Origin of the sequence: Comamonas sp. (assembly GCF_036666375.1) — a bacterium.
In the GTDB taxonomy this organism is placed as follows: domain Bacteria; phylum Pseudomonadota; class Gammaproteobacteria; order Burkholderiales; family Burkholderiaceae_C; genus Comamonas.
Window position 1 is genome coordinate 1 of record NZ_JAVWWA010000021.1, and the last position, 14631, is coordinate 14631.

At 65.9% G+C, this 14631-nt stretch carries 13 protein-coding genes and 1 pseudogene; 4 read left to right on the plus strand and 10 right to left on the minus strand.

All coding sequences use genetic code 11. From position 1 onward, the window contains the following. Positions 1-210: pseudogene (gene garD / locus RR928_RS07555) on the plus strand (galactarate dehydratase); the annotation flags it as partial. Positions 211-275: 65 nt separating this feature from the next. Beyond that, the gene (locus RR928_RS07560; protein WP_332535897.1) at positions 276-1271 is read left to right on the plus strand and encodes a Bug family tripartite tricarboxylate transporter substrate binding protein; all 996 of its coding nucleotides are present in this window, start codon (positions 276-278) and stop codon (positions 1269-1271) included. 62 nt (positions 1272-1333) lie between these two features. Here the strand turns inward: RR928_RS07560 and RR928_RS07565 are convergent, their stop codons facing one another. Together RR928_RS07565 and ypfJ are read right to left on the minus strand one after the other, a co-directional pair. Beyond that, the gene (locus RR928_RS07565; RefSeq protein ID WP_332682028.1) at positions 1334-2761 is read right to left on the minus strand and encodes a DEAD/DEAH box helicase; all 1428 of its coding nucleotides are present in this window, start codon (positions 2759-2761) and stop codon (positions 1334-1336) included. Positions 2762-2874: 113 nt separating this feature from the next. Further along, on the minus strand, positions 2875-3747 hold the full coding sequence (gene ypfJ / locus RR928_RS07570; protein ID WP_332535894.1) for a KPN_02809 family neutral zinc metallopeptidase: 873 nt from the start codon (positions 3745-3747) through the stop codon (positions 2875-2877). A 256-nt stretch (positions 3748-4003) separates the two neighbouring features. On the opposite strand from ypfJ, the gene RR928_RS07575 reads away from it, so the two are divergent. Next, positions 4004-5740, plus strand: a complete 1737-nt coding sequence (locus RR928_RS07575) for a sensor domain-containing diguanylate cyclase (protein ID WP_332547796.1) — start codon at positions 4004-4006, stop codon at positions 5738-5740. Positions 5741-5755: 15 nt separating this feature from the next. Here the strand turns inward: RR928_RS07575 and RR928_RS07580 are convergent, their stop codons facing one another. From RR928_RS07580 to RR928_RS07595, 4 genes are all read right to left on the minus strand, one after another. Next, positions 5756-6073, minus strand: coding sequence for a hypothetical protein (locus RR928_RS07580; protein WP_332535891.1), 318 nt, complete (start codon positions 6071-6073; stop codon positions 5756-5758). Between the two features lie 180 nt (positions 6074-6253). Next, the gene (gene dcd / locus RR928_RS07585; protein ID WP_332535889.1) at positions 6254-6820 is read right to left on the minus strand and encodes a dCTP deaminase; all 567 of its coding nucleotides are present in this window, start codon (positions 6818-6820) and stop codon (positions 6254-6256) included. 50 nt (positions 6821-6870) lie between these two features. Then, entirely contained in the window at positions 6871-8154 is a 1284-nt protein-coding gene (gene guaD, locus RR928_RS07590) for a guanine deaminase (RefSeq protein WP_332547795.1), read from the minus strand. Positions 8155-8195: 41 nt separating this feature from the next. Further along, positions 8196-9293, minus strand: a complete 1098-nt coding sequence (locus RR928_RS07595; protein ID WP_332535885.1) for a BMP family ABC transporter substrate-binding protein — start codon at positions 9291-9293, stop codon at positions 8196-8198. Between the two features lie 165 nt (positions 9294-9458). On the opposite strand from RR928_RS07595, the gene RR928_RS07600 reads away from it, so the two are divergent. Next, complete coding sequence (locus RR928_RS07600) at positions 9459-9899, plus strand: HIT family protein (RefSeq protein ID WP_332547794.1); 441 nt, start codon at positions 9459-9461, stop codon at positions 9897-9899. Positions 9900-10076: 177 nt separating this feature from the next. Here the strand turns inward: RR928_RS07600 and RR928_RS07605 are convergent, their stop codons facing one another. From RR928_RS07605 to RR928_RS07620, 4 genes are all read right to left on the minus strand, one after another. Continuing rightward, entirely contained in the window at positions 10077-11135 is a 1059-nt protein-coding gene (locus RR928_RS07605; protein WP_332535882.1) for an adenosine deaminase, read from the minus strand. Beyond that, a complete protein-coding gene (locus tag RR928_RS07610; RefSeq protein ID WP_332535880.1) occupies positions 11135-12106 on the minus strand; it encodes an aromatic ring-hydroxylating dioxygenase subunit alpha in 972 nt (323 codons plus the stop codon). The genes RR928_RS07605 and RR928_RS07610 overlap by 1 nt, the downstream gene beginning before the upstream one ends. A gap of 72 nt (positions 12107-12178) precedes the next feature. Further along, the gene (locus RR928_RS07615; RefSeq protein ID WP_332682032.1) at positions 12179-13336 is read right to left on the minus strand and encodes a BMP family ABC transporter substrate-binding protein; all 1158 of its coding nucleotides are present in this window, start codon (positions 13334-13336) and stop codon (positions 12179-12181) included. Positions 13337-13463: 127 nt separating this feature from the next. Then, entirely contained in the window at positions 13464-14609 is a 1146-nt protein-coding gene (locus tag RR928_RS07620; RefSeq protein ID WP_332535876.1) for a BMP family ABC transporter substrate-binding protein, read from the minus strand. Positions 14610-14631 lie beyond the last annotated feature (22 nt).

Sequence of the window (14631 nt, forward strand, 5' to 3'; positions counted from 1 at the left end):
GCCACGCGCAGCGATCTCGCGCGCCGCTGGCATGACCTGATGGACGTCAACGCCGGACGCATTGCCGACGGCGAGGCGACGATAGAGGACATGGGCTGGGAGCTGTTCCATCTGATGATTGAAATCGCCAGCGGCCGCAAGAAGACCTGGGCCGAGCACTGGAAGCTGCACAACTCGCTGGTGCTCTTCAACCCCGCCCCGGTGACCTGACAACTACATCCCCTGCACGCCTGAAACAACAGGCGGCATTTCATTTCAACCAGGAGACAAATCTCATGCAACGTCGACAACTACTCAAGGCCGCGGCCGCTCCGCTGGCCCTGGCCTGCATGCCTGCGGCCGTGATGGCACAGAGCAACTGGCCCAAGGCCAAGGTCATCACTTACATGGTGCCTTTCGCCGCAGGCGGCACCACCGATCAGCTCGGACGCCTGATTGCCCAGCAACTGGGCCCGGCGCTGGGCACGACGGTGGTCGTCGACAACAAGGCCGGCGCGGGCGGCAGCGTGGGCTCCGAGCTCGCCTCGCGCACCGCGCCCGATGGCTTCACCATCCTGGGCGGCACGATCAGCTCGCATGCGATCAACGTGAGCCTGTACCCCAAGCTGGGCTATGACCCGCTCAAGTCGTTCACGCCGATCACGCTGATAGGCACCAACCCGCTGGTGCTGGTGGTTCCGGCCAACAGCCCGTACAAGAGCCTCAAGGACGTGCTCGAAGCTTCGCAGAAGAAGTCGGGCGGACTGTCGTCAGCCTCGGCTGGCGCGGGCACGTCGCAGCATCTGGCGCTGGAAATGCTGGCCTGGAAGTCGGGCGTCAAGTTCACCCATGTGCCTTACAAGGGCAGCGGCCCGGCGATCCAGGACGTGATGGGCGGTCAGGTCGACATGATGTTCGACACCACCGTGGTTGCCGCACCGCACATCCAGAGCGGCAAGCTGCGCGCGCTGGCGGTGACGTCCAAGCAGCGCATCGAGTCGCTCAAGGACGTGCCCACGGTCGCGGAATCGGGCCTCAAGGGCCTGGGCGACTTCGAGGTCACCTCGTGGCAGGCCATCTTCGCGCCGACCAATACGCCGGACGCCATCGTCCAGCGCCTGCACCAGGAAATCGCCAAGATCCTGGCCACGCCCGACATGCAGGGCCGCCTGAAGACCATGGGCATGGAGCCGTCGACGCTGTCGACCACCCAGGTCGCGGCATTCCAGAAAGCCGAAGTCGCCAAGTGGGCAACGGTGATCAAGGAAGCCAACGTCAAAGTCGATGGCTAAGCCGCCCGCCCAGACACAAAAAAAGCGCCTCACGGCGCTTTTTTTGCGTTGGCGTCAGCCGATCAGGACTGGGCAAGCTCCGGCGCGCGGAACAGGGCCGCGACCTTGCGCTTGGACTTGATCGAAGGGCGCGAAGCGGGCTGGCGCGTGTCGTCCCAGGTGGCCGCGGGGGCCGCGGCCGCAGCCACGTAAGGCCGGTCGAAAAACGGATCGGCCGCGGGGCGCGAGGCCGGACGCGAGGAACGCGGTGCCGGAGCCGGGCGACCAACGACGCCGCGCGCCGTGTCTTCGCCTTCGCCGCGCCAGGCGCGGCGGCCGTCGTTCATGCGGCCCTGCTGGCGCGGCTGCTCGAGCTGCAGCGCCTCGACGTCGATCTTCTTCTTGATCAGCTTCTCGATTTCGCCGACCTGGCGCGCGTCGCGCGAGGACACCAGCGTGACCGCCAGGCCCGAGGCGCCCGCGCGGCCGGTGCGGCCTATGCGGTGCACATAGTCTTCGGCGTTGAACGGCACGTCGTAGTTGAACACCGCGGGCACGTCCTTGATGTCCAGACCGCGCGCGGCGACGTCGGTGCAGACCAGCAGGTCGACATTGCCGGCCTTGAAGGCTTCGAGCGCCTTGAGGCGTTCATCCTGGCTCTTGTCGCCATGCAGCGCCGTGGCGCGCAGGCCGTCGCGCTCGAGCGTGCGCGTCAGGCGGGCGCAGCCCAGCTTGCTGTTCGAGAAGATGAAGGCCTGGCGGATGCCGCGTTCCTTGAGGATCTTGTGGATGGCCAGGCGCTTTTCGTCTTCGTCGGCGGCGCTGAAGAAGCGCTGCTCCACGGTGGACGCGGTCTCGTTGGGCCGTGCGACTTCAATGGTCACCGGGTCCTGCAGGTAGCTGCCGGCCAGGCGCTTGATTTCAGGCGAGAAGGTCGCGCTGAACAGCAAGGTGGTGCGGGTCTTGGGCAGGTAGGACAGGATGCGCTGCAGATCGGGCAGGAAGCCGATGTCGAGCATGCGGTCGGCTTCGTCGAGCACCACGTATTCGACCTGGTTGAGGATGGCGGTCTTGGCCTCGATGTGGTCGAGCAGACGACCCGGCGTGGCCACCAGCACTTCGACGCCCTTCTTGAGCTCGGCCGTCTGGGGCTTCATGTCCATTCCGCCGAACACCACCATGCTGCGCAGCTTGGTGTATTTGGCGTACAGCGCGATTTGCTGGGCGACCTGGTCAGCGAGCTCTCGCGTCGGCAACAGCACCAGCGCACGCACCGGATGGCGCGCGGGCGAAGTCGAACTGTTTTCGTGCTTGAGAAGACGCTGCAGCAGCGGCAGCGAGAACGCGGCCGTCTTGCCGGTACCCGTTTGGGCGGCGCCCATCACGTCCTTGCCAGTCAAGACAACGGGAATGGCCTGCGCCTGAATGGGCGTCATCGACTCATAGCCCATCTCGGCAACGGCACGGGCGAGGGGTTCCGACAGGGATAAATTGGAAAAAGAACTTGTCATTTAGCCTACTATTGTCGCACCTAGCGGCGAACCCACCTATTTGCCCCGGCGATTCAAGGGCTTCATGCGCAGCTTATGCACGACAAACCCCTGCGCGCAGGGGTGTCGTGGCGTCACAGTTGCCTGGCGCTGAACGTGTCGCAGCCCTTGAGTTCGCCGCGTTGCAGGCCGCTGTGGAACCAGCGCTGGCGCTGCGCGCTGGAACCATGGGTGAAGCTGTCGGGCACGACGGCACCGCCCGCGGAGCGCTGCAATGCGTCGTCGCCGATCTTGGCGGCGGCGTTCATCGCCTCTTCCACGTCGCCCTGCTCGAGGATCTGGCGCGCATTCTGCGCATGGTGGGCCCAGACGCCGGCCAGGCAGTCGGCCTGGAGCTCGAGCCGCACCGACAGCTGGTTCTGCTCGGCCTTGCTGACGCGCCCGCGCATGCTGTCGACCTTGTCGGTGATGCCCAGCAGATGCTGCACATGGTGGCCCACTTCATGCGCAATCACATAGGCCTGGGCGAAATCGCCGGGCGCTCCCAACTGGTCCTTGAGCGTCTGGTAAAAGCCCAGATCGATATAGACCTTTTGATCAGCAGGGCAATAGAACGGCCCCATGGCCGACTGGCCCGTGCCGCAGGCAGTCTGCGTCGCGCCGCGAAACAGCACCAGGCGCGGCTGCTGGTAGCTGCCGCCATTCTTGCGAAACAGGTCTCCCCAGACGTCTTCGGTGTCGGCCAGCACGGTCGACACAAAGCGCGCCATGGTGTCGTCGGCCGGCGCCCGGCCCGCCGGCGCGGGCTGCTGCACCGCGACCGGGCTGCCGCCGCCGCTGAGCATGCCCAGCAGCGTCAGCGGGTTGATGCCCAGCACCCAGCCGCCGATCAGCGCCACCACGATCGTGCCTATGCCTATGCTGCGGCCGCCGAAGACCGGTGAGCCGCCTCCCTGGCCGCGTCTGTCTTCGATGTTTTCCGATTCCCGGTTGCCGTCCCAGCGCATAAAAACTCCTTTTGCGCCGGCATGCGCGGCGCGATCAACGGCATATTACGTCGGCGCAGGCCCGGGCGCAGCGCCCGCCGCGCAAATTGCGCCAAGCAGGCCCAAGCTCCTACAAGCGCTGCGGACTTGACCTGTGTACATTCGAGGCCATGCACCTCCTCACTGCCCGCCGCTCAGCGCCGCTGCGGATGTTCCTGCGTGGATACCATGGGGCCGTCGCCCGCGCGGCCCCGGCCGCCGCGATCGGGGTGCACATATGAGCCAGCCCTTGCCGCCGCACTCCCACCCGCCGCCCCCGCGCCGCCCCTGGAGCCTGCGCACGCAGATTGCGGTGGTCTTCGGCAGCCTGGTCGCGCTGGTCGCCGTGCTGCTGTCGCTGGCCTTTGGCGAGCTGCTCAAATGGCGCATACAGCAGGAGGCCGCGGCCTCGCTGCACATGGTCGCCCACAACGCGGCCAAGGTACTTGCCGAAGGCCTGTTCGAGCGCAGCCGGCTGATGCAGGTACTGGGCTCGTCCCAGGACCTCTGGGAAAAAGGCATAGACGCACCGGAAGTGCTGCCGCTGCTGCAGCGCATGCATTCGAGCCGCCCCTACAGCCGCTGGATAGGCGTGGCCGATATCCACGGCCATGTCCCGACCGACTCCAACCGCATTCTGCAAGGCAAGAACGTAGCCGATCAGCCCTGGTTCCAGGCCGGCCTCAAGGATCTCTATGTCGGCGACGTGCATGCTTTCGAAGGGCTGGCCAGCAGACTGCCGCCGAGCAGCAGCGGCGAGCCGCAGCGCTTCCTCGACTTTTCCGCACCGATTTTCCGCCACGGCGAGACCGTAGGCGTGCTGGGCATGCATCTGAGCTGGGACTGGGCGCGCGATGTACTCGAAGAGCTGCGCCCCACCTATGCCGACCATGCACAAATAGAACTGTTCGTGTTCGACCGCCGCGGAGAAATTCTCTATGCGCCCGATGGCCGCATCGCGCCCTATGTGGCGCTGGGCCAGAAACTGCCGCAGACCGAACAGCCGTCCGCGAGCGCACGCGACAGCATGACCACGCCGGGACTCGCGGGCCTGGCGCAATGGGAGGATGCCAGGACAGCTTTCCTGACGGCAGTGACGCGTCTGCCGGCGCGCAACCTCGCCAGCGACCTGGGCTGGAACGTGGTCGTGCGCCAGCCCGTGGCCACGGCTTTCGTCGGCGCCGACACCGCCGTGCTCCAGGCGCTGGCGGGCGGCATCGCGGCCGCCATGCTGGCCGCGCTGATCGCTTCGCTGGCCGCGCGCCGTCTCAGCGAAGACCTCAACAGCCTGTCGCGCGCCGCGCTGCACATCGAAGCCGGCACACCCGGCGCAGTCGTGCCGCAGGCCGACAGCACGCGCGAAGTGCAGCGCCTGTCGCGCACGCTGGATCACATGACGCGCCGCCTGCTGACCATGAACGAAGAGATGGAGGTAGTCGTGCGCCAGCGCACGCTGGAGCTCCAGCACGCAAACCAGGAGCTCGAGCGCCAGGCCAGCAGCGACCCGCTGACCGGGCTGCTCAACCGCCGCGGCTTTGACGCGCGCCTCGCGACCGCGGTCGCGCTGGCCCAGCGCAGCGGCCGCCCACTGAGCGTCATCACCATCGATGTGGACCACTTCAAGCGCGTCAACGACACCTATGGCCACGAAGTCGGCGACAACGTGCTGCGCACGCTCGCGCAGCAACTCAAGACCAGGCTGCGCGCATCGGATGCCGTGGCCCGGCTCGGCGGCGAGGAGTTCATCGTGCTGCTGGCCGACACCGCGCCCGTGACAGCACTCGAGATGGCCGAACAATTGCTGGTGGTCGTCGCGACACTTGCAAGGGACGACGCGGGCACGGTCACCATCAGTGCCGGTGTGTCGGCATTGCGACCCGAAGACGAAAATGGAAACGCGATGTTGCGCCGCAGCGACGCAGCGCTTTATGCAGCCAAGACCGCAGGGCGCAATCGCGCCGTGATGCACCTGTGAATACGGCCCCGCCCTTCAATGGGTTTCGGCGGTACGCGCGCAGGGAGGATGATTGAAATAGGCCGACAGCCGCACGCTCAGTGCGCGCAGTTCTGGACAATCGATCTCGGCGGCCGCAGCGAGCTGCTGGCGCGCGTAGCCCAGATCGCCCAGCATCATTGCCGCATGTACGGCGCGCCCATGGCCAGCCATCTTCAAGATGAAGGTGTCGAGTTCGTGCTGCGGCCAGTAGGCGCTGTGACAGCGCTCGGCGCGCCAGGGATTTTCAGGCGCGGCACGCATGCCGCAGTCGGGGTCCGCAGCGAGAACAGGTGCATGCAGACCGCGGTTCATGGGCGCACGCCACGCAAACTTGAACATCGCCAGCATAAGACCTCCTGATCGTTCCGGCACACCCCATGTCTGCCATATAGACAGTGCATGGTAAGAGTTGTGTGTGACAGAAACATACGGACAAATGCGCTGACCGATGTCGGAAATAGCCTATAGGCGGGCAACGCCCCGGTCAGAGATTCAGGCGCGTGGCAGAGTGACGCCGCTTTGACCCTGGTACTTGCCGCCGCGGTCCTTGTAGCTGGTCTCGCAGACTTCGTCGCTTTCGAAGAACAGCACCTGGGCACAGCCTTCGCCCGCATAGATGCGCGCCGGCAGCGGCGTGGTGTTGGAGAACTCCAGCGTCACATAGCCTTCCCACTCGGGCTCGAACGGCGTCACGTTGACGATGATGCCGCAGCGCGCATAGGTGCTCTTGCCCAGGCAGATCGTCAGCACATTGCGCGGAATGCGGAAATACTCGACGGTGCGCGCCAGCGCGAAGCTGTTGGGCGGAATGATGCAGCTGTCGCCTTCGAAATCGACAAAGCTCTTCTCATCGAAGTTCTTGGGATCGACCACGGTGCTGTGGATGTTGGTGAACACCTTGAATTCGGGCGCGCAGCGGATGTCGTAGCCATAGCTGCTGGTGCCGTAGCTGATGATCTTGCGGCCTTCGGCCTCGCGCACCTGGCCGGGCTCGAAGGGCTCGATCATTCCGGTGCTTTCCGCCATGCGACGGATCCACTTGTCGCTCTTGATGCTCATGGGAATTCCTGCAAATACTGCTCAGACGCCTGAAAACCAAGCGTAACAGGCTATTTTGCTTGAGAAATAATGGTTTGCTCGACCACCCGGTCATCTCCGAGCACGATCAGCGCGAACAGCAGTTCATCGAGATTGCGCGCGGCGCGGGTCTTGCGCGCCAGCAGCGGCGTGGCTTGCGGGTCGAGCACCACGAAGTCGGCTTCGCAGCCCGGCAGCAGATTGCCGACCACGCCGCCCAATCCCATGGCCGCGGCCGCGCCGCCCGTGTGCTGCCACCACAGATCCGCGGGCGCGAGGCTCAGCCCGCGCTTGGTCTGGCCTTCGCGCCCCACCGCATAGGCCGCGAGCATGGTGTGAAACGGCGAAAAGCTCGTGCCCGCGCCGACATCGCTGGCCAGGCCATGGGCAAAGCCGGCCTCGCGCGCGCTGGCATAGTCGAAGAAACCGCTGCCCAGGAACAGGTTGCTGGTCGGGCTTACGGCGGCGGCCGCGCCGCGCGCGCGCATCAGCGCGCGGTCCTCGGCGTCGAGATGGATGCAGTGCGCATAGACCGCGCGTTCGCGCAGCAGACCGAAGTCGTCGTAGACCGACAGATAGCTGCGCGCCTGCGGAAACAGCGCGCGCACCCAGCTTATCTCGTCGAGGTTCTCGGCGACATGCGACTGTATCCAGACATCGGGATAGCGCGCCGCGAGTTCGCCCGCGCCGCGCAGTTGAGCCTCGGAGCTCGTCGGCGCAAAGCGCGGCGTGATCGCGTAGCCGAGCCGGTCCACGCCGTGCCAGCGCTGTATCAGCGCCTCGGTGTCGAGCAGGCTTTGCTCGGTCGCATCGCGCACGCCGTCGGGCGAATTGCGGTCCTGCAACACCTTGCCCGTGACCAGGCGCATCTGCGCTTTCTGCGCCGCGCCCATCAGCGCATCGACCGAGGCGGGATGGCTGGTGGCGAACGCCAGCGCCGTGGTCACGCCGTTGCGCAGCAGTTCGGCAATGAAGAAATCGGCGACTTCCGCGCTGTAGGCGGCGTCGACGAAACGCTGCTCGTGCGGAAAGGTGTAGTTCTCCAGCCAGGGCAGCAGGCCGTCGGCGGGCGCGCCGATCACATCGGTCTGCGGGTAGTGGATATGCAGGTCGACAAAACCCGGCGCGATCAGCCGCCCGGCAAAGTGCTGCACGGGCAGGCCCGCATAAGCGGGCGACAGCGCAGCCCAGCTGCCCGATGCCTGCACGCGCGCGCGGCCATCGGGCGTGCGCGCCACGGCCAGCAGCCCGTCTTCGTCGTACAGGGGCTGGCCTTCGGGGGTGAAGCGCAACAGGGCGCCGCGATAGATATGCATGCGAGAAGCTTAACGGCAGGCGGTGAAAAACCGTGTTGTATTCAATGGCCCAGCGTGCCTTGCACGCCCTCGACCAGCCATTTCATGTCGAGGATCTGCGCATCGCTGAGCTGGCTGCCCTTGGGGATCACCACATGGCCGGCGTTGTCGCGCACATCGGCCTTGGCAGCGGCAAACGGCTGGATACGGCCCTGTGCCATCAGCTGCTGCTGCGCCAGCACTTCCTTTTGCACGGCAGCGGGCACCTTGCGGCCAAACGCTTCGAGGCGGATCATTCCGTCCTTGACCCCGCCCCAGACATCGCCGCTGGTCCAGCTGCCGTCGCGCACGGCGCGCGCGCGCCGCGTGTAGTAGTCGCCCCACTGGTGGGTCACGGCCAGGATCTGCGCATCGGGCGCGACCTGGCGCATGTCGGAGTGGTAGGCGATGGCGAACTTGCCGCGCTCCTGCGCCGCGACCATGACCGCATTGGTCGCCGAATGGAACGCGAGCACGTCCGCGCCCTGGTTCATCAGCGTCATCGCCGCATCGCGCTCCTTCGCGGGATCGAACCAGGTGTCGAGCCAGATCACCTTGACCTGGGCGTTCGGCTTGACCGAGCGCATTCCCAGCGTGAAGGCGTTGATGCCTTGCAGCACCTCGGGGATGGGAAAGCCCGCGACATAGCCCGCGACGCCGCTCTTGCTCATGCGCGCCGCGGCAATGCCCGACAAATAGCGGCCTTCGTAGTAGCGCGCATTGGCCGTGGCGACATTGGCCGTGCGCTTGTAGCCCGTGATCGATTCGAATTTCACATCGGGAAAATCGCGCGCCACGCGCAGCGCGGGCTCCATGTAGCCGAAGCTGGTGGTGAAGATCAACTTGTGGCCATTGCGCGCGAGATCGCGCAGCACGCGCTCGGCGTCCGGCCCTTCGGCGACATCGGCGACCACGGTGGTCTTGAGCTGCCCGCCCAGCGCGGCCTGCGCCGCCTTGCGGCCCGCGTCGTGCTGGTGCGTCCAGCCGGCGTCGAACACCGGCGTGACATAGACGAAGGCCGCCCACAAGGGCTTGTCGGCGTCGATCTTGGCCGCAGTCTGGGAAGAAACGGGAGCGAAAAAACAGGCGGCCGCGAGCGCGGCTGCGAGGTTTTTGTACATGGTGGTCCTCTACATGGCCCGGAAAAAACAAGGCCTGCCCCAGCGGGCACTGGAAGCAGGCGGGGCGGATTCTAGCCTGCGCCGCAGATGCCGACCGGCGCAGGGTTTCTGCGCTGGCACGGCGGCCACGGCGCGTCCTATCCTCAAGCCAAAGGAGATAGAAACATGCCTGAGTTTGTCGACCGTTCGCCCCCGGGCGAGTGCATTTTCTGCCGCATCGTGCGCAACGAACTGCCCGCGGCGCGCGTGCATGAAGATGCACTGACGCTGGCCTTCATGGACATAGGCCAGGTCACGCCCGGCCATGTGCTGGTCGCCACCAAGCGCCATGCGGCCACGCTGCTGGACCTGACCGAGGCCGAGGCCGCGGCCGTGATGCAGACCGCGCAGCGCCTGGCCAGGGCCCAGCAGGCCGCGTTTTCGCCCGACGGCATCACCTTGCTGCAGGCCAATGGTGCAGCCGGCGGCCAGACCGTGGGCCACTTCCATGTGCATGTGGTGGCACGCCACACCGGCGACGGCGTGAGCTTTGCCTGGCCGCGCAAGGAGCCGGGGCCGGAGGTGATTGCGGGCTATGCGGCCCAACTGCGTGCGGCGCTGGGCTGAGCCCCGGACAGCCAGTCCTCATTCCCGAAGCGCAGGGCGAAGTGGGAAAGCCGTTCATGGTGAGCCTGTCGAACCATGAACGCCCGATCCTCAAGCCGCCAGGCCGTTCATCCTTTGAGGCGGCCAGCGAGGCAAGCCAGGGACCAATGAATCAACCATTCTCCCAAGCCCAACGCTTCACTGCGCGGCAATCGCATCCTCGGCGCCATGGCGCACAAAGCACTCGTCGAGCTGTTCGATCCAGGCGCGCTTGCGCGCCTCGCCGACGAAGCTGGCCTCGAGGCTGTTGCGCGCCAGCTGGTAGGCCTGGGCCGCGCCCATGCCGGTGGCGGCAAACAGCTGCGCGAAGTTCTCGTTGATGTAGCCGCCGAAATACGCCGGGTCGTCGGAGTTCACCGTGACCATCAGGCCGGCGTCCAGCATCTGCGGCAGGTTGTGCTGGGCGAGATCGGGAAACACCTGCAGCTTCTGATTGGACAGCGGGCACACGGTGAGCGCAATGCGCTCGCGCGCCAGGCGCTGCATCAGCGCGCTGTCGTGCTGCGCCTGCACGCCATGGTCTATGCGTTCCACCTGCAAGGTGTCGAGCGCGCCCCAGATATAGGCCGGTGGCCCCTCTTCGCCCGCATGGGCGACAAGGTGCAGGCCCAGCTCGCGGCATTGCGCGAACACGCGCGCGAACTTTTCGGGCGGGTGGCCCAGCTCGCTGCTGTCCAGGCCCACGCCGATGAAGCGGTCGCGCAGCGGCATGGCCTGGGCCAGCGTCTTGAACGCATCGTCCTCGCTGAGGTGGCGCAGAAAGCTCAGGATCAGCGCGCAGGAAATGCCCCAGTCGCGCTCGGAGTCGCGGCAGGCGCGGTACAGGCCGTTGATCACCGAGGCCATGGGCACGCCGCGCGAAGTATGGGTCTGGGGATCGAAGAAGATCTCGGCATGCACGACATGGTCGCTGACCGCGCGCGCGAGATAGGCGCGCGCCATGTCGTAGAAGTCCTGCTCGTGCAGCAGCACGCTCGCGCCCGCGTAGTAGATGTCGAGAAAGCTCTGCAGATCGGTGAACGCATAGGCCCGGCGCAGCGCCTCGACGTCGGCGTAAGGCAGCTCCACCTTGTTGCGCGCGGCCAGCGCGAAGATCAGCTCGGGCTCGAGCGAGCCTTCGATGTGGATATGCAGCTCGGCCTTGGGCATGTCGCGCAGCAGGGCCGCCAGGGACGCATCGGTCAGGGCATGGGACATCAGCAGACTCCAAAGGAAATGCCGCGCGACTTGAGATAGCGGCGATAGGCAACCGACATGCGGTCGGCGGCGGAGTTCAATTCTGCGCGCGGATCGAGCGGCAGGCATTTGGGTTGTTGCGATTCCAGCACCGGCTGGTCCTGCGTGAAGATGGTGTGCTGGAACGCCTGCAGCTGCGCGTCGGCGGTCTCGAAGTCGGCGACCGCGAGACGGAACCAGACACGGCTGGATTCGGGCGTGACCGGGCAGATGAACAGGCCTATCGATTCATACCAGCCATCCTTGCTCGTGCCCTCCTCGGGCAGCTTGTTGAGCAAGGCCGTGTAGGGATCGGTGACTTCGTAGGTGTAGTGCACGTCGGCCGCGGCCGTGGAATGCAGGTTCGACTGCGGCTGGCGCACCTTGCAGTTGGTTGCCTTGACGCCCGTGGGCGTGGTCTCGACGCCATAGCGCTCCATGGCCGTGGCGTCGCGCGAGCCCAGCCAGCCTTCGTGCACGAAGCCGAAGTGCGACATGTCGAGGAAGTTCTCTATGATGCGCGGCGCGCTCGCGGCCACGTCGTAGGGGCCGCAGTTGAGCTTGCGCAGGCGCGCGTCGTCTTCCGCGGGAAACTGCGGCAGCGGGATCTCGGCGGCTTCGAGCTGCACCCAGACCAGGCCATGGCGCTCCTGCAGCGCAAACGCGCGCACGCAATGCGCGGGCGGCGGCACGAAGTCGGGCACGGCAGGCACTTGCGCGCAATGGCCGTCGCCTTCGAACTGCCAGCCGTGGTACGGGCATTCGAGCCGGTCGGCCTGCACGCGGCCCATCGACAGCCGCGCTCCGCGGTGCGGGCAGCGGTCGACAAACGCATGGGCCTGCCCGGCCAGATCGCGCCACAGGACCAGGTCCTGTTCCAATAATCGCACGGCCAGCGGCGCATGCACGACGGCTTCGGTCAGAGCCACCGGATGCCAGAGAGATTTTTCCATCGCGCCGAGTGTATTCGCCAAGCATAAGGGCTGCCGACGGCAGCCCTTATGACCTGGCGTTCAGGTAAAGACTTACTTCTTGTCGCCGCCGGGAACGTTGCCTTCCACGCCCTTGACGTAGAAGTTCACGCCCGACAGGAACTTGTCATCGGCCACGGTGTCGGCGGCAACGACGGGCTTGCCGTCCTGGCCGACGATGGGGCCCTTCCAGATCGTGAAGCTGCCGTCCTTGAGGCCGGCCTTGACTTCCTCGACCTTGGTCTTGATCTCGGCCGGCACGTCTTCGGCGATGGACACCAGGTCGATCGCGCCTTCCTTCACGCCCCACCAGCTCGAACCCGTGGCCCAGCTGCCGTCCAGCGCTTCCTTGGTGGCCTTGCTGTAGTAAGGCGCCCAGTTGATGATGGCCGAGCCCAGGTGGGCCTTGGGGCCGTAGGCGGTCATGTCGGAATCCCAGCCGAAGGCGCGCTTGCCTTTTTCCTGCGCTGTCTTGAGCACGGCGGGCGAGTCGGTGTTCTGGAACAGCACGTCGGCGCCGCCGTTGATCAGCGAAGTCGCGGCTTCGGTTTCCTTGGGCGGGCTGAACCATTCGTTGACCCAGACCACCTTGGTCTTGATCTTGGGATTGACCGACTGCGCGCCCAGCGTGAAGCTGTTGATGTTGCGTATCACTTCGGGAATCGGCACCGAGCCGACCACGCCCAGCGTGTTGCTCTTGGTCATCGCGCCGGCAATGATGCCCGCCAGATACGCGCCTTCGTAGGTGCGGCTGTCGTAGGTGCGCACGTTGGCCGCGGTCTTGTAGCCCGTGGCGTGCTCGAACTTCACGCCCGAGAAATCGGGAGCGATCTTCTGCAGCGCTTCCATGTAGCCGAACGTGGTGCCGAAGATCAGCTTGTTGCCCTGGCCGGCCATGTCGCGCAGCACGCGCTCGGCGTCCGGACCTTCGGGCACGCTCTCGACATAGCTGGTCTGGATCTTGTCGCCGAACTCCTGCTCGAGCTTCTTGCGCGCCTGGTCGTGGGCATACGACCAGCCGCCGTCGCCGACCGGACCGACATACGCAAACGCGATCTTCAAGGGCTCGGGCTTGGCCGGCGCAGCGGCTTCGGGCGCGGCCACGGGCGCGGGCGCGGGCTCTTCCTTCTTGCCGCAGCCGGCCAGGGCCGCGGCGGCGACGGCCGTGAGCGCCGCCAGCTTGAACATCGAACGCTTGTGCAGATCAGTCATATTTCTTCCTTGGAAAAAAGCAAAGTCAAAACAACGGGAACATGGCCGGAGCCCGGGCCGTGGGGCGCGCCCCTGCCAGGTCGCCTGGATGCAAAGCAACTAGCAAGTAACGCGCCTGCCATGGCAGTTACTTGGTGGCTCCGGGCACGTTGCCGTCGATGCCGGCCACGTAGAAGTTGATGCCGCTCAGGAAGGCATGGTCGCCGTTGGCGCCTTCGGCCAGCAGTTCCTTGCCGGTGTTGTCCTTGAGCGGGCCCTTCCAGATGTGGAAGCTGCCGTCCTTGAGGCCGGCCTTGGCGGCGGCGACCTTGTCCTTGAGGTCCTGTGGAACGTCTTCGGCAATGTTCACCAGATCCATCGCGCCTTCCTTCACGCCCCACCAGTCCTGGCCCGTGGTCCAGGTGCCGGCCAGCGTGTCCTGCGTGATCTTCTTGTAGTACGGCAGCCAGTTGATTTCCGCCGAAGCCAGGTGGGCCTTGGGCGCGTAGGCGCTCATGTCCGAATCCTTGCCGAAGGCGCGCACGCCGCGCTCCTGGGCGGTCTTGAGCACCGCGGGCGAGTTGGTGTTCTGGTAGAGCACGTCGACGCCGCCGTTGATCAGCGTGGTCGCGGCTTCGGATTCCTTGGGCGGGCTGAACCATTCGTTGACCCAGACCACGCGCGCCGTGATCTTGGGGTTGACGCTTTGCGCGCCCAGCACGTAGCTGTTGATGTTGCGCAGCACTTCGGGAATCGGCACCGAGGCGACGACGCCGATCTGGTTGGACTTGGTCATGCCGCCCGCAATGATGCCGGCCAGGTAGGCGCCTTCATAGGTGCGCGCGTCATAGGTGCGCACGTTGTCGGCGGTCTTGTAGCCCGTGGCGTGCTCGAACTTCACGCCCTTGCTGTCGGCAGCGACTTTCTGCACCGGCTCCATGTAGCCGAAGCTGGTGGCAAACACCAGCTTGTTGCCCTGGCCCACCATGTCGCGCAGCACGCGCTCGGCGTCCGGGCCTTCGGGCACGCTTTCGACCAGCGAGGTCTGGATCTTGTCGCCGAACTCGGCCTGCAGCGCCTGGCGCGCCTTCTCATGCTGGAAGGTCCAGCCGCCGTCGCCCACCGGGCTCACGTACATGAAGCCGATCTTCAGCGGTTCGGCGGCAGCGGCCGCCACGGGTGCGGCAGCGGGCGCAGCGGCCTCTTCCTTCTTGCCGCAGCCGGCCAGCACGGCCAGGCTCACGGCCGACAGCGCGGCGGCTTTGAGAAGGGAGCGTTTTTGCAGGTTCGTCATTCTTGTTCCTCGGATTGCTTGT

Bases quoted from the DNA above. Each gene is read 5' to 3' on its own strand.
- RR928_RS07560 (WP_332535897.1), top strand. From the start codon at position 276: ATGCAACGTCGACAACTACTCAAGGCCGCGGCCGCTCCGCTGGCCCTG.
- RR928_RS07565 (WP_332682028.1), bottom strand. From the start codon at position 2,761: ATGACAAGTTCTTTTTCCAATTTATCCCTGTCGGAACCCCTCGCCCGT.
- ypfJ (WP_332535894.1), bottom strand. From the start codon at position 3,747: ATGCGCTGGGACGGCAACCGGGAATCGGAAAACATCGAAGACAGACGC.
- RR928_RS07575 (WP_332547796.1), top strand. From the start codon at position 4,004: ATGAGCCAGCCCTTGCCGCCGCACTCCCACCCGCCGCCCCCGCGCCGC.
- RR928_RS07580 (WP_332535891.1), bottom strand. From the start codon at position 6,073: ATGAACCGCGGTCTGCATGCACCTGTTCTCGCTGCGGACCCCGACTGC.
- dcd (WP_332535889.1), bottom strand. From the start codon at position 6,820: ATGAGCATCAAGAGCGACAAGTGGATCCGTCGCATGGCGGAAAGCACC.
- guaD (WP_332547795.1), bottom strand. From the start codon at position 8,154: ATGCATATCTATCGCGGCGCCCTGTTGCGCTTCACCCCCGAAGGCCAG.
- RR928_RS07595 (WP_332535885.1), bottom strand. From the start codon at position 9,293: ATGTACAAAAACCTCGCAGCCGCGCTCGCGGCCGCCTGTTTTTTCGCT.
- RR928_RS07600 (WP_332547794.1), top strand. From the start codon at position 9,459: ATGCCTGAGTTTGTCGACCGTTCGCCCCCGGGCGAGTGCATTTTCTGC.
- RR928_RS07605 (WP_332535882.1), bottom strand. From the start codon at position 11,135: ATGTCCCATGCCCTGACCGATGCGTCCCTGGCGGCCCTGCTGCGCGAC.
- RR928_RS07610 (WP_332535880.1), bottom strand. From the start codon at position 12,106: ATGGAAAAATCTCTCTGGCATCCGGTGGCTCTGACCGAAGCCGTCGTG.
- RR928_RS07615 (WP_332682032.1), bottom strand. From the start codon at position 13,336: ATGACTGATCTGCACAAGCGTTCGATGTTCAAGCTGGCGGCGCTCACG.
- RR928_RS07620 (WP_332535876.1), bottom strand. From the start codon at position 14,609: ATGACGAACCTGCAAAAACGCTCCCTTCTCAAAGCCGCCGCGCTGTCG.